21 protein-coding genes are annotated in these 24,138 nt (G+C 62.2%); 13 read left to right on the top strand and 8 right to left on the bottom strand.

From position 1 onward, the window contains the following. The first annotated feature begins 275 nt into the window (after positions 1-275). The 3 genes from nadA (at position 276) to nadC (ending at position 3,934) form a co-directional block, all read left to right on the top strand. Positions 276-1,358, top strand: coding sequence for a quinolinate synthase NadA (gene nadA / locus ACX3M4_RS10860; protein ID WP_459358597.1), 1,083 nt, complete (start codon positions 276-278; stop codon positions 1,356-1,358). Between the two features lie 99 nt (positions 1,359-1,457). Next, positions 1,458-3,059: an L-aspartate oxidase gene (locus ACX3M4_RS10855; protein ID WP_459358596.1), complete on the top strand. Its 1,602-nt coding sequence runs from the start codon at positions 1,458-1,460 to the stop codon at positions 3,057-3,059. A gap of 11 nt (positions 3,060-3,070) precedes the next feature. Beyond that, positions 3,071-3,934 carry a carboxylating nicotinate-nucleotide diphosphorylase gene (gene nadC, locus ACX3M4_RS10850; RefSeq protein ID WP_459358595.1) on the top strand — a complete coding sequence of 288 codons (864 nt, stop codon included), beginning with the start codon at positions 3,071-3,073 and terminating at the stop codon, positions 3,932-3,934. Positions 3,935-4,119: 185 nt separating this feature from the next. Here nadC and ACX3M4_RS10845 read toward each other — a convergent pair whose 3' ends face one another. Beyond that, entirely contained in the window at positions 4,120-4,710 is a 591-nt protein-coding gene (locus ACX3M4_RS10845; protein WP_459358594.1) for a HupE/UreJ family protein, read from the bottom strand. A gap of 270 nt (positions 4,711-4,980) precedes the next feature. Here ACX3M4_RS10845 and ACX3M4_RS10840 point away from each other — a divergent pair, with 270 nt between their 5' ends. Then, positions 4,981-6,030, top strand: coding sequence for a GlxA family transcriptional regulator (locus ACX3M4_RS10840; protein ID WP_459358593.1), 1,050 nt, complete (start codon positions 4,981-4,983; stop codon positions 6,028-6,030). Between the two features lie 41 nt (positions 6,031-6,071). Here the strand turns inward: ACX3M4_RS10840 and ACX3M4_RS10835 are convergent, their stop codons facing one another. Beyond that, the gene (locus tag ACX3M4_RS10835; protein ID WP_459358592.1) at positions 6,072-6,728 is read right to left on the bottom strand and encodes a GntR family transcriptional regulator; all 657 of its coding nucleotides are present in this window, start codon (positions 6,726-6,728) and stop codon (positions 6,072-6,074) included. Between the two features lie 134 nt (positions 6,729-6,862). On the opposite strand from ACX3M4_RS10835, the gene dctP reads away from it, so the two are divergent. The 5 genes from dctP to ACX3M4_RS10810 all read left to right on the top strand — a co-directional run bounded on the left by dctP (position 6,863) and on the right by ACX3M4_RS10810 (position 12,563). Next, positions 6,863-7,849 (top strand): TRAP transporter substrate-binding protein DctP, encoded by a 987-nt coding sequence (gene dctP, locus ACX3M4_RS10830; protein WP_459358591.1) that lies wholly within the window; start codon positions 6,863-6,865, stop codon positions 7,847-7,849. Between the two features lie 75 nt (positions 7,850-7,924). Next, positions 7,925-8,473, top strand: coding sequence for a TRAP transporter small permease subunit (locus tag ACX3M4_RS10825; protein WP_459355472.1), 549 nt, complete (start codon positions 7,925-7,927; stop codon positions 8,471-8,473). After that, on the top strand, positions 8,473-9,789 hold the full coding sequence (locus ACX3M4_RS10820) for a TRAP transporter large permease (protein WP_459358590.1): 1,317 nt from the start codon (positions 8,473-8,475) through the stop codon (positions 9,787-9,789). Before ACX3M4_RS10825 ends, ACX3M4_RS10820 begins: the two co-directional genes overlap by 1 nt. Beyond that, positions 9,753-11,042 (top strand): malonyl-CoA decarboxylase, encoded by a 1,290-nt coding sequence (locus tag ACX3M4_RS10815; protein ID WP_459358589.1) that lies wholly within the window; start codon positions 9,753-9,755, stop codon positions 11,040-11,042. Before ACX3M4_RS10820 ends, ACX3M4_RS10815 begins: the two co-directional genes overlap by 37 nt. A gap of 3 nt (positions 11,043-11,045) precedes the next feature. Continuing rightward, complete coding sequence (locus tag ACX3M4_RS10810; RefSeq protein WP_459358588.1) at positions 11,046-12,563, top strand: malonate--CoA ligase; 1,518 nt, start codon at positions 11,046-11,048, stop codon at positions 12,561-12,563. 198 nt (positions 12,564-12,761) lie between these two features. Here ACX3M4_RS10810 and ACX3M4_RS10805 read toward each other — a convergent pair whose 3' ends face one another. The 5 genes from ACX3M4_RS10805 to ygfZ form a co-directional block, all read right to left on the bottom strand. Further along, positions 12,762-14,009, bottom strand: coding sequence for a cell wall hydrolase (locus ACX3M4_RS10805; protein WP_459358587.1), 1,248 nt, complete (start codon positions 14,007-14,009; stop codon positions 12,762-12,764). Positions 14,010-14,254: 245 nt separating this feature from the next. Then, positions 14,255-15,250 (bottom strand): NUDIX hydrolase, encoded by a 996-nt coding sequence (locus ACX3M4_RS10800; RefSeq protein ID WP_459358586.1) that lies wholly within the window; start codon positions 15,248-15,250, stop codon positions 14,255-14,257. A gap of 17 nt (positions 15,251-15,267) precedes the next feature. Then, positions 15,268-15,774 (bottom strand): tyrosine phosphatase family protein, encoded by a 507-nt coding sequence (locus tag ACX3M4_RS10795; protein WP_459359410.1) that lies wholly within the window; start codon positions 15,772-15,774, stop codon positions 15,268-15,270. Positions 15,775-15,870: 96 nt separating this feature from the next. Continuing rightward, entirely contained in the window at positions 15,871-16,533 is a 663-nt protein-coding gene (locus ACX3M4_RS10790) for a YfbR-like 5'-deoxynucleotidase (protein ID WP_459358585.1), read from the bottom strand. Between the two features lie 22 nt (positions 16,534-16,555). Further along, positions 16,556-17,464 carry a CAF17-like 4Fe-4S cluster assembly/insertion protein YgfZ gene (ygfZ, locus tag ACX3M4_RS10785; RefSeq protein ID WP_459358584.1) on the bottom strand — a complete coding sequence of 303 codons (909 nt, stop codon included), beginning with the start codon at positions 17,462-17,464 and terminating at the stop codon, positions 16,556-16,558. Positions 17,465-17,641: 177 nt separating this feature from the next. Between ygfZ and ACX3M4_RS10780 the strand changes: the two genes are divergently transcribed. From ACX3M4_RS10780 to ACX3M4_RS10765, 4 genes are all read left to right on the top strand, one after another. Then, positions 17,642-18,973: a dihydroorotase gene (locus tag ACX3M4_RS10780; protein WP_459358583.1), complete on the top strand. Its 1,332-nt coding sequence runs from the start codon at positions 17,642-17,644 to the stop codon at positions 18,971-18,973. A 244-nt stretch (positions 18,974-19,217) separates the two neighbouring features. Then, positions 19,218-20,447, top strand: a complete 1,230-nt coding sequence (locus ACX3M4_RS10775) for a L,D-transpeptidase family protein (protein WP_459358582.1) — start codon at positions 19,218-19,220, stop codon at positions 20,445-20,447. 184 nt (positions 20,448-20,631) lie between these two features. Then, the gene (locus ACX3M4_RS10770) at positions 20,632-21,894 is read left to right on the top strand and encodes a BtaA family protein (RefSeq protein WP_459358581.1); all 1,263 of its coding nucleotides are present in this window, start codon (positions 20,632-20,634) and stop codon (positions 21,892-21,894) included. A 44-nt stretch (positions 21,895-21,938) separates the two neighbouring features. Beyond that, positions 21,939-22,595: a class I SAM-dependent methyltransferase gene (locus tag ACX3M4_RS10765; RefSeq protein ID WP_459358580.1), complete on the top strand. Its 657-nt coding sequence runs from the start codon at positions 21,939-21,941 to the stop codon at positions 22,593-22,595. Between the two features lie 19 nt (positions 22,596-22,614). On the opposite strand, the gene ACX3M4_RS10760 is transcribed toward ACX3M4_RS10765, so the two are convergent. After that, entirely contained in the window at positions 22,615-24,138 is a 1,524-nt protein-coding gene (locus tag ACX3M4_RS10760; protein ID WP_459358579.1) for a caspase family protein, read from the bottom strand.

Below are 24,138 nucleotides of genomic sequence, written 5' to 3'. Positions count from 1 at the left end.
GGTTGAGGTGGAAATCGGCTGACGGGCGCTTTGCCGGCTAGATATTTCTGTCAATGTTGAGCGGTAAGATCATGAATTGATTGAGGAAACAATTTCCCAGCCGGTTTGATGCCGATTTTGGTGGATTTTCCCTTTGTCGATGTCTATATAAACTCCGAAAGAGCAAAAGTGGGCCTGCGCGCCCGTTTTCTTTTGTCTCTAATATGCTCAAGTTGAGTATATGTAATTCGCGGCCGGGACCGCAAAGGTCCAGCCGCCCAGACAGGGAGGTCGCCATGACCATTGCCCAGACCAAAGCTCCGGTTGGTGAACCGATTGTGAGCGGACTGACGGCTCTGGAGCGTTTCGGCAAGCTGGAGCGCCCGGATCTGCGCTACACGCCGGAGGTCGCGGAAGCGACCGCGCCGATTTACGAGAAGGTCAAGCACATCATCCCGGCCATCGAATGGCCGGCGCTGGCGCCGACCATCCATGCGATCAACAAGCTGAAAAAGCAGCGCAATGCCGTCATCCTGGCGCATAACTACATGACGCCGGACATCTATCACGGTGTGGCGGACATTGTTGGCGACAGCCTGCAGCTGGCGATCGAGGCGACCCGGACGGATGCGGAAGTCATCGTCCAGTGCGGTGTGCATTTCATGGCCGAGACCTCCAAGATCCTGAGCCCGGAAAAGACGGTGCTGATCCCGGACATGCGGGCCGGCTGCTCGCTGGCTGAATCCATCACCGGTGCGGATGTGCGTGCCCTGCGCGAACGCAATCCGGGCATTCCGATCATCACCTATGTGAACACGTCTGCCGACGTGAAGGCAGAGTGCGACATCTGCTGCACCTCCTCAAACGCGCTGCAGGTGGTGGAAAGCTTCGGCGTCGACAAGGTGTTCCTGATCCCGGACAAATATCTGGCCGCCAATGTCGGCAACAAGACAGACGTCGAGGTGCTGATCTGGGACGGCGCTTGCGAAGTGCATGAGCGTTTCACGGCCGAAGAACTGCGCGACTACCGCAGGATCGAGCCCGATGTAAAAATCATCGCACATCCGGAATGCCCGCCGGATGTGGTCGCCGAAGCCGACTTCGCCGGCTCGACCGCCCACATGATCGACTGGGTCAAGACCAGGCGGCCGGAAAAGGTGATGATGGTCACCGAGTGCTCCATGGCGGACAACGTTGCCAGCGAGACCCCGGGCGTCAACTACATCCGTCCGTGCAACCTCTGCCCGCACATGAAGCGGATCACGCTCAACAAGATCCTCGACTCGCTGCTGGAGATGAAGGACGAGGTTGTCGTCGATCCGGCTGTCGCCGACAGGGCACGCACCGCGGTCGAGCGCATGATCAACTTGAAAATCTGACCGTCTTCGGTCTAAACCGCACTTATGCGATTGCTTCCGGGCCTGCTCGGCCCGGAGGTCTCTTTGGGCCTGAGGCCCGTCAGTTCCAGGAAGTTTCCCATGGCCGTGTCGGTTGAGGATTTTGCACCTGCCTATATTGGCAAGGATGTGGATGACGTCGTCATTCTGGGGGGAGGTCTGGCGGGCCTTTTCTGCGCGCTGAAACTCAGCCCGCGGCCGGTCACCGTCATCACCAATGCGCCGATCGGCGAGGGGGCGTCCTCCGCTTGGGCACAGGGCGGCATCGCCGCGGCGATTTCCGAACAGGACTCGGTGGAAAAGCATCGCGACGACACGCTTATCGCCGGCTGCGGCATCTGCGAGGAAAAGATCGTCGAGGAGATGACGCGCGAGGGCAGCGCCCGGGTGCATGACCTGCTGTCCTATGGTGTCCCGTTCGATCAGGACCTCGAAGGCCGGCTGAAATTCTCCCGCGAGGCAGCCCATTCCCAGAGCCGGGTGGTGCGCGTGCGCGGCGACATGGCCGGCAAGGCCATCATGGACGCGCTGATTGCCGCCGTCCGCAGGACGCCGTCGATCCGTATTCTGGAAGGCTATATCGGCGAGAGTTTCCTCGGCGAAGGCCGTTATGTCACCGGCGTTCTTGCGCGCAAGCGTGGCGGCATCGAGCGGCTGGCCTTTCCGGCCAAGGCCGTGGTGCTCGCCTCCGGCGGCATCGGCCACCTCTATGAGCTGACCACCAATCCGCACGAGGCCAACGGCCACGGCCTCGCCATGGCGGCCCGCGCCGGGGCGGTGATCGCCGATGCAGAATTCGTGCAGTTCCACCCGACCGCACTCGATCTCGGCAAGGACCCGGCACCGCTCGCAACCGAGGCGCTGCGCGGGGAAGGCGCGACCCTGGTCAACCGGGATGGAAACCGTTTCATGCAGGGCATTCACCCGGATCTGGAACTTGCCCCGCGCGACATCGTTGCCCGGGCGATCCACCGGGAAGTCTCGGAAGGCCGAGGGGCGTTCCTTGATTGCCGCGAGGCCATCGGCGCAAAATTCAGGGACGAGTTTCCGACGGTTTTTGCCGCCGCCTCCGCCGCCGGGCTCGATCCCGAAAAAGACCTGCTGCCGGTCGCGCCGGCCGAGCATTACCACATGGGTGGCGTCCTGACCGATGCCAACGGACGCACTTCCCTCGATGGCCTCTGGGCTGCCGGCGAAGTTGCTTCCACAGGTGCTCATGGCGCCAACCGGCTGGCCTCGAATTCGCTGCTGGAAGCCGTCGTCTTCGCTGCCCGCATCGCCGAGGACATCCAGGGCCTGATGCCGACACCGCGCAGCGCCTATTGGAATGAGATGGACTCAGAACCAGGCTTGCCGAGCCGGCGCAACGTGGACGAACGCGAGGCGATCACCGTTCTGCGCAAGACGCTTGCCCGCAATGTCGGCGTCCTTCGGGATGCAGCCGGTCTCAGGGCCGCGCTTGCCGATATCGCCCGGGTGGAAAAGATCTGCGTCCGCCAGTCGATCCTCAACATGATGGTCGCCGGCCGGATCATCGCGGCAGCGGCCCTGAAACGCCAGGAAAGCCGGGGCGGTCATTTCCGCAAGGACTTCCCGCAAGAGAACCCGGCGATGGCAACCCGCTCCTATACGACCCTGAAGGAGGTCGCGGCCGTCACCGCCGAGGCCCAGGAAACCGCCTGACCGGAGGGTGCATGACCCGAATGAATTTGCCTGACCTGCCGCGCCTCATGGTCGAGGAGGCAGTCAAGGCGGCTCTTCTCGAGGACTGGGGGCGGGCGGGTGACATCACCAGCCAGGCAACCCTGCCGCGCGAAGCCAGGGCAACAGCCGTGATCGCGGCGCGCAAGCCCGGCGTTCTGTCGGGCCTCGCCTTTGCCGAAAGCGCCTTCCGCCAGACCGATCCGGATCTCCGCTTCGAAGCCCTGATGAGCGACGGCGACAGGTTGGCGCCGAAGAATGTTGTTGCCCGGATCGAAGGGCCCGCGCGGGCTTTGCTTGCCGCAGAGCGTGTCGCGCTCAATTACCTCGGCCATCTCTCCGGCATCGCCTCGGCGACCGCGAAATTCGCCGACCTCATCGCACATACCAAGGCCGACATCGTCTGCACCCGCAAGACGACACCGGGCCTGAGAGCGTTCGAGAAATACGCCGTCAAATGCGGCGGCGGGTCCAATCACCGCTTCGGCCTCGACGACGCCATCCTGATCAAGGACAACCACATCGCGGTCGCCGGTGGGGTCACCCAGGCCATCGAGGCCGCAAAGGCCTTTGCCGGTCACCTTGTCAAGATCGAGGTGGAAGTCGATACGCTGGAACAGCTGGAAGAAGCCCTGGCGGCCGGACCGGACGTCGTCATGCTCGACAACATGCCGCCGGACGTCCTGAGACAGGCCGTCGCCATCGCCGGCGGCCGGGTGCTGCTGGAAGCCTCGGGCGGGATCGAGCTCGATACGGTGAAGGCCGTGGCCGAAGCCGGGGTGGACCTGATCTCCTCAGGCTGGATCACCCACTCGGCTCCGGTTCTGGATCTCGGTCTCGACATCGAGATCGGGTGAGGTTTTTCGGGTCAAGTTTAAAAGCCCGCTACTCCCTCGACCTCATCCTGAGGAAGCGCGCAGCGCTGTCTCGAAGGATGGGCCGCTTGTTCCGGAGTATGCCGCCCATCCTTCGAGACAGCGCTGCGCGCTTCCTCAGGATGAGGTAGAAGTTAGGACGGATTTGTGAAATCGAACCGCCAACCTCAACCCGCTGCGAGGTAAATCCCGCCAAGCGCGGTCACGACACCGAGGCTCCGCACAATACGGGTCGCCCAGGCGGGATCGTTGCGGGTCGCCACGTTTGCGCCGTATCCGATGAGCAGTCCGGCGGCATGAAGCAGGGCGGTTGCCAGTACGAAGCCGCCCGCATAGCCGAGTTCCCCGGCAGAGCCGATTTCACCGCCGTGTGCATGGCCATGACAGACGCCGAAGACGGCAACCAGGGCAGCGGACATCCAGAGCGGCAGGCGCAGGGCGAGCGCAACGACGGCGCCGAGCACGACGACCGATGCCAGGATCATGGGCTCGACGGCGGGCAACGCCACGCCGGAAAGCGCCAGCACAAACCCGATCACCATCGAGCCGACAAAGGCGGTCGGCAGTGCCCAGATTGCCCGGCCGCCCAGCAACGCGGCCCACAGGCCGACGGCGATCATGGCCAGCACGTGATCCGTGCCGAAAATCGGATGGGTGAAGCCGGCAGCAAAGGAACCGTGCTCCGACGGGTCCAGGTGGGCAAGGGCAGGGGTGGCGGCGAAGCTGAGCGCGGCTGCAAGGCCGAGGCGGTACTTCATGAAATGGTCCTCTTTGGTCTTTCCGGTGCCCCGGGGTGGGTCGCACCGTTCATGGAAGGGAAAAAACGCGTTGTACTATCGATGATTCCAGCGAATTGTAAACCGTTGGAAAGCGCCGTTTCGGATCGCGCTTCCGTCGTTCCGGGAATGCATCGTGCCGCTGAAGCCGGTCACTGACTGGTCTCGTCGCGTTAAAATGCCGACTGCCGGGAAGACCTGCGTCAGGGATTTCACTGCCCGGCGAGACAAGCGTCGAAGGGCATTTTTCAAGTGAAGGAAGCATCCCGCGCAAAGCCCGGTCCGTCCGGATCGGTTCCCTCCCGCGAAGGGCCATTGGTCGTCGGGGCGGACGCGGCGCGACCGGTCGAAATCTGCTTTCTGCTCCTGAAGAACTTTTCTCTGATCTCTTTCGCCTCGGCGATCGAGCCCTTGCGGATCGCCAACAAGGTTCTGAAGAGAAAAGCCTTCATTTATACCTGCTGCAGCCTGGACGGCAGCGACGCCGTCGCCAGCAATGGCAGCATTATCCGCACCGATTGCGCAATCGACGGAGTTGACCGGCCGGAGCTGCTTGCGGTCTGCAGCAGTGACGGTGTCGAGCGCATCGATCTGACGCCGGCCCAGAAGGCTGTCATCCGGAAACTGTCGACACGCTCCGGCCGGGTCGCCGGCATCTGCACCGGTGCCTATGTTCTTGCCGCGCTTGGCCTGCTCGACAACCGCCGCTGCACGATCCATTGGGAATATGCCGATTTCTTCAAGGAACGGTTCCCGAATGCGGGTCTGGTCGACAGTCTCATCCAGACGGATGGCAAATACATGACCTGTGCCGGGGGGACATCGGCTCTGGATCTGATGATCGGCTATGTCGCCCAGGTTCATGGTGGGGCGGTTGCCGCCGATGTTGCGGAGATCGCACTGCATCACGACTGGCGCAGCGGCAACGAGCGCCAGCACAAGCACATGCGAGTCGACCTTGAAACGGTGCCGCAGCGGGTGCGCAGCAGCATCGAACTAATGACGGAAAACGTCGTCGAGCCGCTGTCCCTGCAGGAAATCGCGGAGAGGCTGAATGTCAGCCCGCGCCAGCTGCAGCGGGATTTCCAGAAATACCTGAACTGCAGTCCGCTGGATTATTACAGCAAGGTGCGGATCGATATTGCACGGCAACTCGTCTGCCGTACCTCCATGCGGATGATCGATATTGCGGTCGCCTGCGGCTTCGGCAGTGCCTCGCATTTTTCCAAGCGCTACCGCGCCGCCCATGGCACAAGCCCTGCAACGGACCGTCAGCAGACAAGCGGTACGTGGGACAACTAGGCCAGGTTGAACTCGGGACGGTCCGCGATAGAAACCGGGTATTACTCGGCTGCAGGCTTCAGGCTCGCCATCAGGTGATGGAACTTCTCGCCCTGTACCGAGACATGCTGGCGAATGGCTGCGGCAGCCTTCTCGCCGTCCCCGGCCTCGATGGCCGCGACAATGTCCTCATGTTCGGACATGGACTGTTTCATGCGCCCTCGCACGCGCAGCTGCACGCGCCGGAAAGGCTGCAGCCGCCGTTGCAGCCTGAGGCATTCCTGCTCCAGGAAGCGGTTGCCCGACTGGCGATAGATGATGGCGTGGAACTGCTCGTTCTCGCGATAGTAGCCGTCCGTGTCCTGCGCCTCGACCGCGTGTTTGCAGCGTTCGTTGGCCGCATGCAGTTTTGAAAGGGCGTTTTCGGTGATGCGGGCGGCCGCAAGCCTTGCGCTGACCGCTTCGAGCTCAGCCATCACCTCGAACATCTCGATCAGTTCGACCGGGCCCGGCTGGCGCACGAAAACGCCGCGCCGCGGGATCTGCTCGACAAGGCCGGATTGCGAAAGCCGCTGCAAGGCCTCGCGCACGGGCGTTCGCGACACCTCGAACCGGCTCGCCAGCTGGACCTCGTCCAGCCGCTCGCCATCGGCGAATGTGCCGTCAAAAATCAGTCCCTCAAGGGCATCGGCGATGCGGTCGGAGCGTTTTCTTTCCATGTTTCGCGTTTAGCACAGGGAGATTTCGCGCGCAATAATGTCATTCTTGTATACAAAAATGCTTGACAGAAAAACATAACTTGAGGGTATGATCGGATATCCGGTCGGGAACCGGACTTTCCAGGGAGGAAAAAATGAATTTCAAACTGTCAGCGTCCGTCGCCGCCATGGCGCTTCTTGCAAGCGCGTTCACCGCCAGTGCCACCGAACTGCGCCTGTCGCATCAATGGTCCACCGGCGACGTCCGCCACAAGGTGGCGCAGATCGTTGCCGACGAAGTTGCTGCGGCCAATGTCGATCTCGACATCAAGATCTTTCCGTCGGAGTCGCTGCTGAAGGCGCGCGAGCAGTACAAGCCGCTCTCGCGCGGTCTGCTCGACATGACGGTCCTGCCGCTCAGCTATGCCGGCGGTCAGCAGCCCGCCTATAACCTGACCCTGATGCCGGGCCTCGTTAAGAACCACGACCATGCCGCCCGCATGAACGACAGTCCCTTCATGGAAGCCATCGAGGAGATCATGGCCGGGGACGACGTGATGGTGCTGGTGCATGGCTATCTTGCGGGCGGTTTCGCGGCCACCAAGACCTGCATCACCAAGCCGGAAGACATGCAGGGCCTCCAGACCCGCGCCGCCGGCAAGTCCTTCGAGCAGATGCTTGCCGGGGCAGGGGCCTCCATCGCCTCGATGGCGTCTTCCGAGGTCTACAACGCCATGCAGTCCGGTGTCCTCGATGCCGTCAACACCTCCTCCTCGTCCTTCGTCAGCTTCCGCATCTACGAGCAGGTGTCCTGCTATACGCCCGCCGGCGAATATGCGCTCTGGTTCATGTACCAGCCGCTCCTGATGAGCAAATCCAAGTTCGAGAGCCTGAGCGAGGACCAGCAGAAGGCCTTGCTTGCCGCAGCCGAAAAGGCCGAAGCCTTCTATCTGGAGGAAGCCAAGAAGGAAGACGCGACCTCGGCGGACGTCTTCAAGGAAAACGGCGTCGAGATTGCCGCGATGACGGCGGCCGACTTCGAGGCCTGGCGGACGCTCGCCAAGGAAACCTCCTACAAGGCCTTTGTGGAGGAAACTCCGAACGGTCAGCAGCTTCTCGACCTGGCGCTTGCCGTCGAGTGACGCTTCGCTGTTTCGGGGCGGCCTGAACGACGCCGCCCCGGAAACAACCTGATCCTTTCATTCAAGGAGTGACCCATGGCGGGCCACAGTACGGCTGCGATCGCGCATGCCGGCAACAATCCCTTTCTGCGCATCGTTGCCATGATATCGACCCTTGCCGGCTGGTGTTCGGCAACCATGGTCGTCGCGGCGGTCCTGATCACCTGCCAGATGATCTTCGTGCGCCTCGTGCTCAACGCGTCCACGGTCTGGCAGACCGAAGCCGTCATCTATCTGGTCATCGCGGCAACACTTGTCGGCCTTCCCTACGTCCAGCGTCTGCGGGGCCACGTGAATGTCGACCTGTTTCCCCTGTCGCTCGCGCCCCGGCCCCGGTACCTGATGGCCTGCCTGACGCTGTCCCTTTCGATCCTGATCGTGGCGATGCTGCTCTTTTACGGTTCCGAGTTCTGGTACATCGCCTGGTCGCGCGGCTGGACCTCCGACACGGTCTGGGGCGTCAAGCTCTGGATCCCCTATCTCGCAATCCCCGTCGGCTTCGGCCTGTTCCTGCTGCAGCTGGTCGCCGACCTTGTCGCGGTCGTCACCGGCGTAGACAAGCCCTTCGGTCTGGAGGACAAATAATGGATCCGCTGCTGCTTGGCCTGCTGGTGGCGCTTGCCACGATCGTCGTCCTCTTTTCAGGCGTCTCCGTCGCAATCGGCCTCCTGATCGTTTCCGCCGGTTTCCTGGTGATCTTCGACGGTGCCCGGTCGCTGGAACTGATGCCGGAGATCCTCTTCGGCAAACTCGACAATTTCGCGCTGCTCTCCATCCCGATGTTCATCATCATGGGCGCATCGATCGCCTCGACGCGGGCTGGCGCCGATCTTTACGAGGCGCTGGAGCGCTGGCTCACCCGGGTGCCCGGCGGCCTTGTCGTCTCCAACCTCGGCGCCTGCGCGCTCTTTGCCGCCATGTCCGGTTCGTCCCCGGCCACCTGCGCCGCCATCGGCAAGATGGGCATTCCGGAAATGCGCAAGCGCGGGTATCCGGACGGCGTCGCCGCCGGGTCGATCGCCGCGGGCGGCACGCTCGGCATCCTGATCCCGCCCTCGGTCACCATGATCGTCTACGGCATCTCCACGGAGACCTCGATCGGCCGCCTGTTCCTGGCCGGTGTCATTCCGGGGTTGATGCTGATGGGGCTCTTCATGGTCTGGTCGCTCTATTCGACCTGGCGCAGCGGCGACACCCGGGTTCTCAGTGCAGGGTCCTATTCCTGGGCGGAGAAGTTCGAGATCCTGCCGCGGGTCCTGCCGTTCCTCGCGATCATTCTCGGCGTGCTCTACGCCATGTATGGCGGCATCGCCACACCGTCGGAAACCGCTGCGGTCGGCGCGCTGCTCTGCCTGCTGATCGCCGTCATCATCTACAAGCTCTGGAACCCCGCGTCGCTCTGGGTCGTGCTCCGCGACAGCACCCGCGAAAGCGTGATGATCCTCTTCATCATCGCCGCCGCCGGTGTCTTCTCCTACATGCTCTCTTCGCTGTTCATCACCCAGGCCATCGCCGAATGGATCGGCACGCTGGATGTGAACCGCTGGGTGCTGATGGCGGCCGTCAACGTGTTCCTGCTGATTGCAGGCTTCTTCCTGCCGCCGGTCGCGGTCATCCTGATGGCGGCGCCGATCCTGCTGCCGATCATCACGTCCGCCGGCTTCGATCCGATCTGGTTCGCCGTCGTCCTGACGATCAACATGGAGATCGGCCTGATCTCGCCGCCGGTCGGCCTCAACCTCTACGTGATCAACGGTATCGCACCGGACATTTCCCTGAAGACGATCCTGACCGGATCGATGCCCTATGTCGCCTGCATGGTGCTCGGGATCGTCATCCTCTGCCTCTTTCCGGAAATCGCCACATGGCTGCCGGATCTCGTGATGGGAGAACAACGGTGATGTTCCTGGCCGACCTTCTGACAACGGTCTTCGAGCGCAGATACCGGACAAGGGATGCGTCCAGGACCGACGACAGGCCGCTGGAGGCGCTGGTCAACGATCTGATAGGGGCGACGGGGGAGGTCTCCGGACTGAACCTCGCCCGGCAGATCCTGGGCCGCTACGGCGAATTGACCGACGAGGAGAAACGGGACTTTTTCCGGCATCTCGCCGAAGGCCTCGCCGTCTCGGCTTCAGCCGTCCGCTCTGCATTGGAGCTTTACGAAAAGGGCCAGTCGAAAGAAAGCTACCGGGAATTCATGGATGCGGTCGAACCGCCCCGGCAGGAACTGATCCGGCGCCTCAACCAGGTGCCGGACGCCACCAGGCTGCTGGTGCGCATGCGCGAGGACCTGCTGCGGCTCAGCCGCGACAGCGATGCGCTGCAGGCGCTCGATCTCGATTTCCGCCATCTCTTCGCCAGCTGGTTCAACCGCGGCTTTCTGGTGCTCAGGCCGATCAACTGGGAAAGCCCGGCGCAGCTTCTGGAAAAGATCATTGCCTATGAAGCGGTCCATGCCATCGACAGCTGGAGCGACCTCCGCCGCCGGCTGGAGCCGGCCGACCGGCGTTGCTTCGCCTTCCTGCACCCGGCAATGCCGGACGAACCGCTGATCTTCGTCGAGGTAGCGCTGACAAGAGGCATTCCGGGCTCTGTCCAGGATCTTCTCGCGGAAAGCCGGGACGTCATCAACGCAGATGCTGCCGACACGGCCGTCTTTTATTCCATCTCCAATTGCCAGGCGGGTCTTGCCGGCATTTCCTTCGGCAATTCGCTGATCAAGCAGGTTGCCGCCGACCTTGCGCTGGAACTGCCAGGCTTGAAGACCTTCGTCACCCTGTCGCCGATCCCGGGGCTCGTCCGCTGGCTGGAGAGCGAGCGGATCGGTTACGACCCTTCGGACGATGAGGGCATGCGGCACCGTGCCGCCCGCTACCTGATGACCGCCAAGCGGCGGGACGGGCTGCCGCTGGATCCGGTTGCCCGCTTTCACCTCGGCAACGGCGCCTTGGTGCATCAGGTCCATGCCCGGGCCGATCTCTCCGCCAAGGGCCTCAAGCAGTCGGCGGGGGCCATGGTCAACTACCTCTACGACCTGAAGAAGGTGACGCAAAACCACGAGCGCTTCGCCTCCACCCGCGCCATCGCCGCCTCTGCGGAAATCCAGTCGCTGTCCGCGGCTGCAGAAGACGTTTTAGCTCCAGGAGCCTGACAGATGCCCAATCCCCTTTATGACCGGCTGTTCGGAAAACACGCGGGCAAGGAAACGCCGTTTCTGGTCTTCAAGGACGGGTCTGTCCTGACCCATGCGGCCTTTCTGCAAACGGCTGCCCGGATCGCACAGGTCCTGACGCAAAACGGTATGGTTCCGGGTGACAGGCTTGCGGCCCAGGTTGAAAAATCAGCCGAAGCGCTGGCGCTTTATGCAGCCTGCGCTCAGGCCGGCATCGTCTTCCTGCCGCTCAACACGGCTTATACGGTCGATGAGCTGAGCTATTTCATCGAGAACAGCGGCGCAAGGACAGTCGTCTGCGACAGTGCGAAAAAGCACTTGCTGGAACCGGTCGCCTCAAGTCTCGGGGCTCGCATCGAGACGCTTGATGCCGATGGCTCCGGGTCGCTGACGGAGCAGGCGACGCGGATGCCCGCCGACTACCCGACCGTCGACAGGTCTCCCGACGACCTGGCTGCATTTCTCTATACCTCCGGTACGACCGGGCGCTCCAAGGGCGCGATGCTGACCCAGGAGAACCTGCTTTCAAATTCGGCGGCTCTGGCCGATCTCTGGAAGTTCACCGAAAAGGACGTGCTGCTGCACGCGCTGCCGATCTTCCACACCCACGGTCTTTTCGTTGCCACCAATGTCTCGCTGACGGCGGGCGGCTCCATGCTGTTTCTGCCGAAATTCGATCTCGATGCCATGGTTGCCCTGATGCCCCGCGCGACGACAATGATGGGCGTGCCGACCTTCTACACCCGCCTTCTTCAGGACGAGCGTTTCACTTCGGATCTGACATCAGGCATGCGGCTCTTCATCTCCGGCAGCGCACCCCTTCTGTCGGAAACGCACAGGCAGTTCGAGGAGCGGACCGGTCACCGTATTCTGGAACGTTACGGCATGACCGAGACCAACATGAACACCTCCAACCCCTATGACGGCGAGCGCCGGGCTGGAACCGTCGGTTTCCCTCTTCCAGGCGTGGAGCTGAAGATCACCGATCCGCAGACGGGGGAAACCTTGCCGGAGGAGACCGTCGGCCAGATCGAGGTGCGCGGACCGAATGTCTTCAAGGGCTACTGGCAGATGCCGGAAAAGACGGCGGCCGAACTGCGCGAGGACGGCTTCTTCATCACCGGGGATCTCGGCAAGATCGATGCGGATGGCTATGTCCACATCGTCGGCCGCAACAAGGACCTGATCATCTCAGGCGGCTACAACATCTACCCCAAGGAGATCGAACTCATCCTCGATGCCCAGCCGGGCGTCAAGGAAAGTGCGGTCATCGGCGTGCCGCATTCGGATTTCGGCGAAACGGTTCTGGGGCTCGTGGTGCCTGAAAACGGGGAAGCGCCGGATCTTGAGGCGATTCTGACGGTGGCCGGCAGTTCGCTCGCCCGCTTCAAACATCCGAGAAAGCTCGTCGTCGTCGACAGCCTGCCGCGCAACACCATGGGCAAGGTGCAGAAGAACCTTCTGCGCGAACAGTTCAAGGATGTCTTCGCGCCGGCGTGAGCCCTATGCAGGAACAAGCGGCCGATCCTTCGAGACGGGCCTTTGGCCCTCCTCAGGATGAGGCTGGGAGGTAGAAACTCTTTGCCGCAAGAGGCGCTAACTTTGAGGAAGTAACAGGCGCGACCTCATCCTGAGGAGGCCGTCAGGCCGTCTCGAAGGATGGGCCGCAAATTCCTGACGAGAGATCAGACGGCCGGATCAGTTCCAGCCGCCCGCATAGGTCTTGTAGAAGATGTGCAGGCCGACCTGGCCGCGCTTGGCCATGGCTTTTGCCCACCGCGGATTGACGTAGGTCGCGTGGTAGTGGGTCGACGCATCGACCATCTTGGAATAACGGCTGCCGTTGAGCACTTCCCTGGACAGCCGCTGGGCGGTCGACCAGGCTGCGGGGCTGGCGATCTTGTCCTTGATGCCGTCGCACGCGAAGGAGAACTGGCAACGGTTGCGCTTGTGGCGGTTCTGGTAGACGACGCCGCAAATGGTGTCCGGATAAGCCGGATTCTTGACCCGGTTCAGCACCACCTGCGCCACGGCCACCTGACCGTCCTCGCTCTCGCCGCGGGCTTCGAAATAGATTGCCTCGGCGAGGCAGCGCTGTTCCTTCTTCTCGCCGACAGAAAGCGGCAGGGGCTTTTGCGCCCACCAATGCGGGTTTTCCGGGTCTTCCGGCGGTGGCAGTTCCTGTTCATACATGGCGGCGCCGAAGAGCGCGTCGAAAGGTTCCTTGGTTTCCTTGACCGTTTCCGGCGCATAGGCGGAGACGAGCGAGAAGCTGGCGGCCGCCGCATTGCGCGCCATCATCACCTTCTGCAGGTCAAGCGGACCATCTTCCAGCAGACCATCCTTGCCGGCCTTTGCCAGCCTTCTGGATTCCTTTGCATCCAGCGGCTCCGGCTTGACGAAGGCGACGCGGGGCAGGTCCTCGTGTTTTTTCTCCGTCGAGATCAGGCTGGACATGGCGTAGAGATTGCCGGCGGCCCGGTCCACCATCTGGCGGTCTGGCGCCATGGTGATCAGCCGGTTGCTCTTGGCGGAGGTATTGGTAACGATCTTGTCCGGCACACCCTTCGGCCGGACTTCGCGGGCTATGTCTTCCAGTCCGAGAATTGGCCGGGTCTCAAAATTCTTGTCGGCGGATGACAATGTCAGGATGGGACCGGAGGTGTGACCGGGAACCGGCGTGTCGCCGAGCGAGATCTTTGGCGCGATCTTGGTCGTGAAATTCGCCGGCTCCAGCGCCATCATCCAACGCGGAGTTGCTTCCTTGCGCGCGTTGACGAGCGCGAGGATGTCCTGGTTGCCGACCGATCCGCCGATGCACAGCCAGACCAGCGGAGAGGCAACAAGTATGTGTTTGAGCCGGCGCATGCGCGCACGGACCGGGCCGAATTCTTCAGTCACTTTCGAAGAGAACCGCTTTCTGTTGCGGGAAACTTGGCCAGACATACGCAGCCGACTCCAACTCGATACAGATCATCCCGAAACGCCGGACGAAAATGGAGAACGCCGTGTTAACAGCGACGCCAGAATTGAAGATGTCTGCTTAACCTTGAGAGAGAGTTAATAAGAATAGAAATCGCGGAAATTCGCGGCCAGTTTCGAAGTCAAAGACGCAATTATGGTAAATATTACGAAGGACTTAATCCACATTTGCCCACAGCAGGCAAACTGCACGGAACGAGAAAAAAAACTTAGCGGCCGCCGACTCGCAGTCCGGGAGCGGGCCGTTCGCTGAGCAGCTGATGGCGGAACCGGAAGAGCGCGGCGGGGCGCCCGCCCGTTGCCGTCGAGGTTGCGCCGGTCGGCTCGACGAGGTCGGCATTTTCCACGAGACGGCGGAAATTCTGCTTGTGCAGGTGCCGCCCCGAAATGGCTTCCACCGAGGTCTGCAATTCGGTCAAGGTGAAGGTTTCCGGCATCAATTCGAAAATCACCGGCCGGTATTTCAGTTTGCCGCGCAAGCGCGAAATCGCGGTGGCCAGCACGCGTCGGTGATCGAAGCGCATCGGTGTGCCGAGAAAGGGCAGGGTGCCGCGCTGCAGGGCTGCCGGCCGGCCGTCGGTCCTTGCCTCCTCGACCAGACCGGCCTCGTAGAGAAGCTCGTAGCGTTCCAGTGCCCGTTCCTCGTCCCAGCTTGTGGCACCGGTACCGAAGGCTAGGCGAACGCGTTCCTGGCGTCCGAGAGCCCGCGGCGGTTCGCCCTCGGCGGGGGGGACTTTGGCCCACAGATCCAGAGCCGGCAGGATATCCCGGTCGAGAACGGCCGGCCGCCCGCTTCGCCAGTCCTCCCAGGGGAAATAGTCATACCAGGAACGCCAGGCGGACATGTGCTTCGACAGCATGTTTTCCGAATCCACCGTCTGCCGGGTCAGGGCGAGATAGCCGACAGAAACCACATGCGGTCCCTCGTCACCGGAGACACGGTGGCGGCCACGATCGCCGAACGTGTAGAGCTGCTCGACATAACCAAGACGAAGCGCCGTCTGGTTCTCCACCCAGGAGCGCAGGCCGATCTCGAAGGTGCGGTGATGGATCGGGTCGAAAGGACCGAAGGGCAGGCTTTCCAGAGCACCATCCTGCCCCGTTTCGCCGGCATCGTTCACATGAACGATCTGGGGCACGCCTGCGGCAACCGACACGATGACGGCATTCAGTCCGATCTCAATGCTGGCTTGCCGGTGGGGCATGGCGTCTCCGGGTCAGGTCAATCGATCGGCATGGCAAAGGGGCTGCCTTCGAAGGCATTGGCGCCGCGGCCGATGCCGCGGATGGCATCTATCATGCGGCCGTCGCGGCCGAGAAGCTTGTCGCCCATGGCAACGATACGCGCGTTCGGCGTCGCCGACGGCGAGCGCTCGCGCAGGAGGCTGGCGAGCGCATATTCGTCGCCCTCCGGGTTCAGAGCACAGGCTGCGACATAGGCTCCGGCGGTCGAGCGGCTGATGCCGGCCCAGCAATGGATCACCAGCGGTGCCTGCCGGTCCCACACCCGCACGAAATCGACAAATTCCGCGATCTGCTGTTCGCTCGCCGGAACTAGGCCATCGACCGGGGCGACAATGTCGTTGAAGGCCAGAAACAGATGTTTGTCCGGCGTGATGCCTTCCGGCGTCGGCACGCTCATTTCGGCGTTGATCAGGGTCACGAGGGACCTTGCGCCGGTGATGGCGACCGTCTCAGGCAGTTTCGACAGGGAGCAGACGTGCAGCATGGCAGTACCGGTTCTTTGGGTCAGGCCAATTCCAATCAAATCAATTGGTCCTGAGCCTGCTATCTGCCAATAAACTAGGGTCTTTCACGGGCAAGGTCACCCGTTCACTTGCCGGCTTTTCGGGTTGTTCCCAGCTTCGCGCAGGGCTTCGATCTCGTCGAAGCGCTGCATGAAGCGTTCCTGGGCGATTTTCACCGGCAGCGGTTCCAGGCCGTAGCGCAGCCTGCCCGTGGCATCCAACGGAAAACCGCGCGGCCGGCCGAAGATCTTGGCGGCTTCCTCGTCGTCGAAGCCAGCCAGTTCCACAGCCTCGAAATAGGCGCAGATGATGTCGGCCCGTTTGGCGAGTTTCTTCACCGTCTGCGGAATCTCGGCTGGCAGACCGAAGCGTACATGGATCGCGCCCTGAAGCCGGCTTTCCACCGCCTTGTAGGCTTCGCCGATAACGGCCTTGAAGGGAGAGATCATATCGCCGATGACATATTCCGGGGCATCGTGCAGCAATACGGCCAGGCGCCAGTGCGGCGGCAGGTCGGGCTTCAGTTTGAGCGCAATGTCTTCGACGATCAGCGAGTGCTCAGCCACCGAAAAGGCATGGTTGCCGTTTGTCTGGCCGTTCCAGCGGGCGACGCGGGCAAGACCGTGGGCGATGTCGGATATCTCGACATCGAGCGGCGAAGGGTCCAGCAGGTTGAGGCGTCTGCCGGACAACATGCGCTGCCAGGCGCGCGGCGGCTGGTCGGTACGGGCAGAGGCCATCGGTCCTCGAGATCTTGCGGTTTCAGTCCGCGGCGCCGGCCTCCGGCCAGGAAAAGCGCGCCCAGCCGGGCAGCGTGACCAGAATCTCCGCGTCGCCGCAGTGCAGAGGGATGCCGTTGTCCTTGGCTTGGGCGACCTTGTCAAGGCGCAGCAGGGCCAGGCCGTGAGACGTGCCGTCCACCATCGCCGTGCTTCCCAGCACCCCGACGGATTTTCCACCGGCAGTCACCTCGGAGCCCTTCGCAGGCAGCGGAGCGGCGCTTGTTACCTGCACGAAACGCTTGCGCGCGGTACCGCGATGCTGAACCCGCGACACGACTTCCTGACCGACATAACAGCCCTTCCTGAACGAGACGCCTCCAAGCTGGTCGAGATCGGCATCATGCGGGAAGATGTCGGAATATTCGTAATCCTTCAGGCCCTCCGGCACACCGAGACGAACACGGTGGGCATCGTATTCGCCAAGGTCCGATGCCGTCGCTCCAGGTGTTCCCGCCAGTAGGGTGACCGGTCCGGCAATCCGCTGGCCAAGCGCTTCAAGACGCGGGTCCGTGACAATCACCAGAGCGCTATCCGGCAGGAGAGCGCCTGCCGGCTCGGCGTGTCCGTTCCAGACGGCAAAGACGCCGGTGTCTTCAGACAGCAGTTCCAGATCGACCTTTGCCCGGAGCCTGTAGAAGGTCAGGCGTTTCAGAAGATCCGGCGCAACAGCTGCCGGTGCGTCCAGGAGGTAACCGTCCTTGAGCCGGTAGACCAGGAAATCGAACAGGATCTTTCCCTGGGGCGTCAGAAGCGCGCTCGCGGTAGCAGCGTTTTCCTCCAGCCCGTCGATATCCGATGTCACAAGGTTTTGCAAAAAATGCTGCGCGTCTGCACCACCCACACGGATGAGGGCACGATCGGTCAGGTGGACGAAGGTCTGCGACGGCACGGAGGTCTCCGGAAAAGATGAGTTTTTCTGCCAGAATTCTATAACGCCACATAAGCGTTTTGCCACGCGCGGACAAGGTCCTGAATCTGGTTCACCCATCTGGTTCTTTGCCTCGGGGCCGCGTATAAGCGCCCCGAACCAGTCCGGCAATCGATCAAAATTTCTCGGAGGAGCCCCATGAGCGCGACCTATGACCTGATCCTGAAAGGTGGAACCGTGGTCAATCAGGACGGGGAGGGGCAGCGTGACGTCGCCATCCGGGGCGGCCGCATTGCCGGTCTCGGCTCTTTTAACGCCGCGCAAGCGGGCGAAGTGATCGACTGCACCGGGCTGCATGTCCTTCCCGGTGTCATGGACACCCAGGTGCATTTCCGCGAGCCCGGGCTGGACCACAAGGAAGACCTGGAATCGGGTTCCCGCGCCGCCGTCATGGGCGGGGTCACCGCCGTCTTCGAAATGCCGAACACCAATCCGCTGACGACATCGGAAGCAGCTCTTGCCGACAAGGTCCGGCGCGGCCACCACCGCATGCATTGCGACTTCGCCTTCTGGGTCGGCGGCACGCGTGACAACGTCAAGGACATCCCGGAACTGGAGCGCCTGCCGGCCGCCGCCGGTATCAAGGTCTTCATGGGCTCTTCCACCGGCGACCTGCTGGTGGAGGACGACCAGGGTGTGAAGGACATCCTTTCCGTCACCCGCCGCCGTGCCGCCTTCCACTCGGAAGACGAGTTCCGGCTGCGCGAACGCCAGGGCGAGCGCGTCGAGGGGGATCCGAGTTCGCACCCCATCTGGCGCGACGAAATCGCGGCGCTGCAATGCACCGAGCGGCTTGTGCGGATTGCGCGCGAAACCGGCGCCAAGATCCATATCCTGCACCTGTCAACGGCCGAAGAGGTCGATTTCCTGATCGACCACAAGGACGTTGCCTCCATCGAGGTGACCCCGCATCACCTGACCTTGACGGATGAGGCCTACCACCGTCTCGGCACGCTGGTTCAGATGAACCCGCCGGTGCGCGCACCGCGCCATTCCGAGCGCCTCTGGTGGGGGCTCAGCCAGGGCATCCTCGACATTTTCGGCTCCGATCACGCGCCGCATCTACTGGAAGAAAAGCAGAAGCCCTATCCGGCATCGCCATCCGGCATGACCGGCGTCCAGACCCTGGTGCCGGTCATGCTCGACCACGTCAATGCCGGCCGTCTCAGCCTGGCACGCTTCGTCGACATGACCAGTGCTGGCCCGGCCCGTCTCTTCCAGACCGCCCGCAAGGGCCGGATTGCCGTCGGCTACGATGCCGATTTCACCGTGGTCGACATGAAGCGCAAGGAAACCATCCGCAACGAATGGATCGCCTCCAAATGCGGCTGGACGCCCTATGACGGCAAGCAAGTCACGGGCTGGCCGGTCGGGACAGTCGTCCGCGGCCAGCGCGTGATGTGGGATGGCGAGCTGGCGATGCCGTCTCGTGGCGAAGCGGTCGTCTTTCAGGACGGCTTGACGCGCTGAACCTGAAATCCAGTCCGTCGTTTCCGGCAGAACCGGCTTCCGTGAACTCACGTTAGGCTCACGGAACGGCACTTATCTGTACAAATTGTGATGTGAATAACAGCGGCAAGCTGGCTACTGTGGGACTTTCCCGAGGAAAGGGTGAAAGAAACCAATGGGTAACCGTGTTTCCTAACCCGATCTACACAGGTGTTCGTTAAAAGTTGAATCGAGCTTTAAGAGTTATGCGTTGGGGAGCTCAGGGATGATGTCAATGAAGGTTCATGGCCGGAGCAAGCGCGCGGGCAGGCTGATCTGCCTGACAAGTGCTGCCTTTTTGTCGGCCGCTACGGTTTCCACGGCGTTTGCGCGCGATGTTGCTCCGGAGACGGAAACAGCACCTGCTGCCGAACCGCCGTTGCACATGATCGTGTCGCTCGATGAGCAGAAGATCCGCGTCTATCGCGGTCTCGATCTCATCGAAGTGTCACCGGTTTCTTCGGGCAAGCGCGGTCACGGCACGCCGACCGGCGTGTTCTCGATCCTGGAAAAGAAGCGCAAGCACTTCTCCAATCTTTACGATAACGCGCCGATGCCGTTCATGCAGCGATTGACATGGTCCGGTATCGCGCTGCATGTCGGCCAGCTTCCGGGATACCCGGCATCGCACGGTTGCATCCGCCTGCCGAAGTCGTTCGCCCAGTCGCTCTACGGCATGACCGAACGCGGCATGCATGTCGTTGTGACACGCGGCGTCTCGGAACCGTCGGCTATGAACCATTCCGTGCTGCCGCAGCCCTTCGTGCCGGAGACAACTGTCGCCAGCCTCAGCGAAGAGACGATCGCAGCCGATCCGGCGCTTCGCGGAGCAATCCAGGATACGCCCGTCCACGCCAACCTTCCTGTGGTGCAGCCGGAAAACCCGGATTTCGATCAGCCGCTGCGCATGATCATCACGCCGCAGAAAGAGCCGAACCGCGTCCAGCTGCTGCAGCAACTGCTCAACCAGATGGGTTTCGATGCCGGTTATGAAGACGGCATCCTGGGCCGCAAGACACGGGCTGCCATCAGCCTCTTCCAGGAAGGTGCGGAACTGCCGGTCACCGGTCAGTTGACGGACACGCTGGAGGCGCGCATCCAGTTTGAAGCGGGATACGAAAAACCGCAGAACGCCATGCTGCGCATCCGCCGCAAGTTCCGTGACATCTATGCCGCGCCGGTGACGATCAAGGACATCGACCAGGAAATCGGCACGCATGTCTTTACCGCGATGGACTTCAAACCGGGCGACAACAGCGTTGAATGGATCGCCGTCTCCGCAGAAGGCGAGCGCGGCGGGGTCTCCCGCGGCGTGCTCGACCGGATCGAGATGCCGGCAAAAGTCTCGCTGGAAGTCTCCAAGATGCTGACCCCGGGCACCTCGCTGACGGTCACCGACCGCAGCTTCACCCGCAACACGGGCCTCGGCACAGACTTTGTCGTGATCACACGCTGAACCGGACCCTCCTCCCAATCCGGTGACATGCAGAACCCCCGCTCCGGCGGGGGTTTTCTTATGTGGCTGGCTCCGGGCTTTATTATCCGGATAAGAGCCCATTTCTCCCCGACCGTCACCAAACTGTCGCGTCCGTCACGTATCGGAAGGCAGTTTTACGGCGCAGGTGACTCGGGAGAAAGACATGGCGCAGAGCACGCTGACGGCTTCGAAGAAACGTCTCAAGAACGCGGTCCACCGCTCCGAAGCGACTTCCGGCGACGGCATTCTTGAACGCCTCTTCACCTTCGCCTTCAAGGGCCTAGTCTATCCGCAGATCTGGGAAGACCCGGATGTCGACATGAAGGCGCTGCGCCTGACGCCCGAAAGCCGCATGATCGCCATCGCGTCCGGCGGCTGCAATGTCATGTCCTATCTCACGGCCAACCCGGCGGAAATCACCGCGGTCGATCTCAATCGTGCCCATGTGGCGCTGGGCCGGCTGAAGCTGGCCGCCGCCAAGCACTTTCCCAACTACGAGATCTTCTACCGCTTCTTCGGTGAAGCCGACGAAAAGGCCAATGTCGCCGCCTACAAGCGGTTCCTGAAGGACAATCTCGATCCGGAAACGGTCGCCTATTGGGAAGGCCGGGACCTTGCCAACTGGGGCCGAAAGCGCATCACGCTCTTTTCCCGCGATCTCTACCATCACGGGCTCCTCGGCTATTGCATCGGCGTCGGCCATCTGGTGGCTAGGCTTTACGGCATCGATCCGAAGCACATGATCAAGACGCGCTCGCTGGAAGAGCAGCGCAGTTTCTTCGACACCGCGCTGGCACCGCTTTTCGACAAGCGCCTGGTGCGTTGGGCGACGTCCAAGAAGATGTCGCTCTATGGCCTCGGCATTCCGCCCGCACAGTATGACGCGCTGGTTTCGGCCAATGCGAAAGGGGACATGTCCGCCGTGCTGCGCCAGCGGCTGGAAAAGCTCGCCTGCGATTTCTCCATGCAAGACAACTATTTCGCCTGGCAGGCCTTCGGCCGCGGCTATGCGCCGGCCTCACCGGAAACCACCGGACCCTCCGGCCCGCTGCCGCCGTACCTGAAGCGGGAGCACTTCGAGGAGATCCGCCAGCGGGCCGGCCGGGTCAGGGTGCTGAACCGGAACTTCACCGAGCATCTCCAGTCGGTCGGCGACGACACGCTCGACGCCTATGTTCTGCTCGATGCGCAGGACTGGATGACCGACCACCAGCTCAATGCGCTCTGGACGGAAATCACCCGCACCGCCCGTCCGGGCGCCCGGGTCATCTTCCGCACGGCGGCCGAACCGACCCTGCTGCCGGGCCGCGTTGCCGACAGGATCCTCGACCGCTGGACCTATGAGGCAGAGGAAAGCCTGGAACTCGGCCGGCAGGACCGCTCGTCCATCTATGGCGGCTTCCACCTCTACGTCTTTAACGGTTAGGCCAGCCTGACCGGCAATTTCGAGCACGGATTGAAAAACGCCTCATGACCCAGGCCGCCGAGACGGCGCGGCTGATGGACAACGTCTATCGCCACCAGCGCCACTTTTATGATCTCACCCGCAAATTCTACCTGCTTGGCCGCGACAGGCTGATCCGCGACCTGCAGCCGCCGCGCGGCGGCGTGGTGCTGGAACTCGGCTGCGGCACGGGCCGTAACCTGATCGCCGCGGCAAAAGCCTATCCCGATGTCCATTTTTGTGGCCTCGACATTTCCAAACACATGTTGGAAACCGCCCAAAGCAACATCGACAAAGCCGGTCTCGCCTCGCGCATCACCCTGTTCCAGGGCGATGCCGCCAATCCGTCGGCAACAGACGGTCTGGGTGTCGATGGCTTCGACCGGGTCTTTTATTCCTATACGCTCTCCATGATCCCGATCTGGCGCGAAGCCCTGGCAGCAGGCGCTGCCCGCCTGAAAGCGGACGGGCGTATCCACGTGGTCGACTTCGGCCAGCAGGAACGGCTACCGGGCTGGTTCAAGCGCGCCCTGTTTGCCTGGCTCGGCTCGTTCCATGTGACGCCCCGGGCAGACCTGGAACAGGAGCTGGAAACCGTTGCCAGTGGGATTGCCGGAAAGCTCGCATTCCAGCGGATCTATCTCGGCTATGCCGACTATGCGGTGATAGCGCGAAGCAGCTGAGCTGGAACGCAAGGTTCCCTCAAGGACATCCCTGTTCCGCCCACAGGCGCAGTGCATCCTTGAAGGAACTGCCATAGGGATGCTGCTTGGAGAGCGCACGCGCCTCATTGGCAACATATGTCTTTGCCTGGTCACACAGATTGGCCTGTTCCCACTGGTGGCAGGAGGAGCAGGTCTTGTCTTTCCAGACAGCCTCCGGAAGGCCCTCGATCGGTGGAAACATTGGTGAACCGGTTATCAGCTCGGCAAGGCTTCGGGTCGCAATCTCGGGGTCGCCTATGCCGAGCGGCGCATTGAATGCCAGTGTCCCATGGGCGGCCTCTGTCCCGGTTGTTGACGTCGCAGCCTGTTCTGCCGCCGCTGACGGCCTGGGTTCAGGCGGTGTTGCCACCGGATCCTTGCTTTGTTCCTTGTTCAGGATGGTTTGCGATTCAATTCGGGCAAGCTCGGCAAAGGAGCCGTTGGGATAGGCCTCGAGATAGGCCTGATAGGCATCCAGTGAGCCAGACTGCCGCGCCGTTTCGATCATTTCGCGTTCGCTCGTTTGCGGTGAAACAGGGGCGGGTTGTTGCGGGACGGGCGCAGTCTCCACCCCGGAGGCGTCTGCCTCCGTGGTCGGTTGTGTTTCCTTTGCCATCAGTTTCGACATCAGCTCCCGCGCTTCGCCGGCATAGATGCTGTCCGGATTGGCGCGCAGGAACAGCAACACCTGCAAGGGATCCTTGCTGAGTTTCACGCTTTCCCAGAGCTGGCGCTCCTGCACTTCGATTGGCGAAGGGGCTTCGGCGCGCACGAACTGGAAGTCACTGGTCAGGGACGACGTGTCCCACGGTGTCTGCTGGCTGCCTGTCTGTTTCAGGACATCGACCCGTACACTCTTGAAAAGGGCTTCAATCGGCACGCCAGGTGTCACGAGATTTCGCGCCAGCGCTTCCGTGAACGGGCTGTTGCCACCTGTGCCGTCCAGGGCGATCTCTCCCGGTGCGGTGGAATAGGCAAGGAAGGTTCCCCGGGGGGCTTTCATTTCGGCAAGACCGTTGTCGCTGAGATCGGGGACGGCGTCGAAGGGATTGTTGCGGCAGGCATCCAGGATGACAATATTGGTGCGGTTCCGGGCCGAGAACATCTGCCGCAGCACGGCCTGGGCGGGAACGCCCACCAGGCTGAGATCCGCGGCATCCTGAAGTTCGATGTCGACCGGCAGAAGGTAGTTTGTGCCGAAAGACTGAACCCCGTGCCCTGCATAATAGAAGAGACCTGTCGCATCCACGCCGGCGGCGCGCAGGCTGCTGCCGAAGCGCGAGATTGCCTGCACGAGATCATTCTGCTGCGTGTCGGTGACAAGCGTGACCTCGAAACCAACCTTGCGAAGGACATCCGCCATAAGCCTGGCGTCGTTGACGGGATTGTCCAGAGGCATGACCGCATCATACGCGCCGTTGCCTACGACAAGTGCCAATCGCGGTTCTGCCGTCGCCCGGCCGGGGAAAGGGCCGGTCGTCAGGGCGAGTATTACGAGAATGCCGAGCACTAAGCGGTGCAT

The sequence above is a fragment of the Roseibium sp. M-1 genome, from assembly GCF_054515675.1.
Note: the sequence above shows the minus strand (reverse complement) of the source record. Positions and strands in the feature narration are given on the sequence as shown.

Excerpts from the sequence above, each read along its gene's own strand:
- dctP (WP_459358591.1), top strand. The coding sequence starts at position 6,863 with ATGAATTTCAAACTGTCAGCGTCCGTCGCCGCCATGGCGCTTCTTGCA.
- ACX3M4_RS10775 (WP_459358582.1), top strand. The coding sequence starts at position 19,218 with ATGATGTCAATGAAGGTTCATGGCCGGAGCAAGCGCGCGGGCAGGCTG.
- ACX3M4_RS10780 (WP_459358583.1), top strand. The coding sequence starts at position 17,642 with ATGAGCGCGACCTATGACCTGATCCTGAAAGGTGGAACCGTGGTCAAT.
- ACX3M4_RS10820 (WP_459358590.1), top strand. The coding sequence starts at position 8,473 with ATGGATCCGCTGCTGCTTGGCCTGCTGGTGGCGCTTGCCACGATCGTC.
- ACX3M4_RS10760 (WP_459358579.1), bottom strand. The coding sequence starts at position 24,138 with ATGCACCGCTTAGTGCTCGGCATTCTCGTAATACTCGCCCTGACGACC.
- ACX3M4_RS10845 (WP_459358594.1), bottom strand. The coding sequence starts at position 4,710 with ATGAAGTACCGCCTCGGCCTTGCAGCCGCGCTCAGCTTCGCCGCCACC.
- ACX3M4_RS10800 (WP_459358586.1), bottom strand. The coding sequence starts at position 15,250 with ATGCCCCACCGGCAAGCCAGCATTGAGATCGGACTGAATGCCGTCATC.
- ACX3M4_RS10855 (WP_459358596.1), top strand. The coding sequence starts at position 1,458 with ATGGCCGTGTCGGTTGAGGATTTTGCACCTGCCTATATTGGCAAGGAT.
- ACX3M4_RS10765 (WP_459358580.1), top strand. The coding sequence starts at position 21,939 with ATGACCCAGGCCGCCGAGACGGCGCGGCTGATGGACAACGTCTATCGC.
- ACX3M4_RS10790 (WP_459358585.1), bottom strand. The coding sequence starts at position 16,533 with ATGGCCTCTGCCCGTACCGACCAGCCGCCGCGCGCCTGGCAGCGCATG.
- ACX3M4_RS10805 (WP_459358587.1), bottom strand. The coding sequence starts at position 14,009 with ATGTCTGGCCAAGTTTCCCGCAACAGAAAGCGGTTCTCTTCGAAAGTG.
- nadC (WP_459358595.1), top strand. The coding sequence starts at position 3,071 with ATGACCCGAATGAATTTGCCTGACCTGCCGCGCCTCATGGTCGAGGAG.
- ACX3M4_RS10770 (WP_459358581.1), top strand. The coding sequence starts at position 20,632 with ATGGCGCAGAGCACGCTGACGGCTTCGAAGAAACGTCTCAAGAACGCG.
- nadA (WP_459358597.1), top strand. The coding sequence starts at position 276 with ATGACCATTGCCCAGACCAAAGCTCCGGTTGGTGAACCGATTGTGAGC.
- ACX3M4_RS10795 (WP_459359410.1), bottom strand. The coding sequence starts at position 15,774 with ATGCTGCACGTCTGCTCCCTGTCGAAACTGCCTGAGACGGTCGCCATC.
- ACX3M4_RS10835 (WP_459358592.1), bottom strand. The coding sequence starts at position 6,728 with ATGGAAAGAAAACGCTCCGACCGCATCGCCGATGCCCTTGAGGGACTG.
- ACX3M4_RS10810 (WP_459358588.1), top strand. The coding sequence starts at position 11,046 with ATGCCCAATCCCCTTTATGACCGGCTGTTCGGAAAACACGCGGGCAAG.
- ACX3M4_RS10815 (WP_459358589.1), top strand. The coding sequence starts at position 9,753 with ATGGCTGCCGGATCTCGTGATGGGAGAACAACGGTGATGTTCCTGGCC.
- ACX3M4_RS10825 (WP_459355472.1), top strand. The coding sequence starts at position 7,925 with ATGGCGGGCCACAGTACGGCTGCGATCGCGCATGCCGGCAACAATCCC.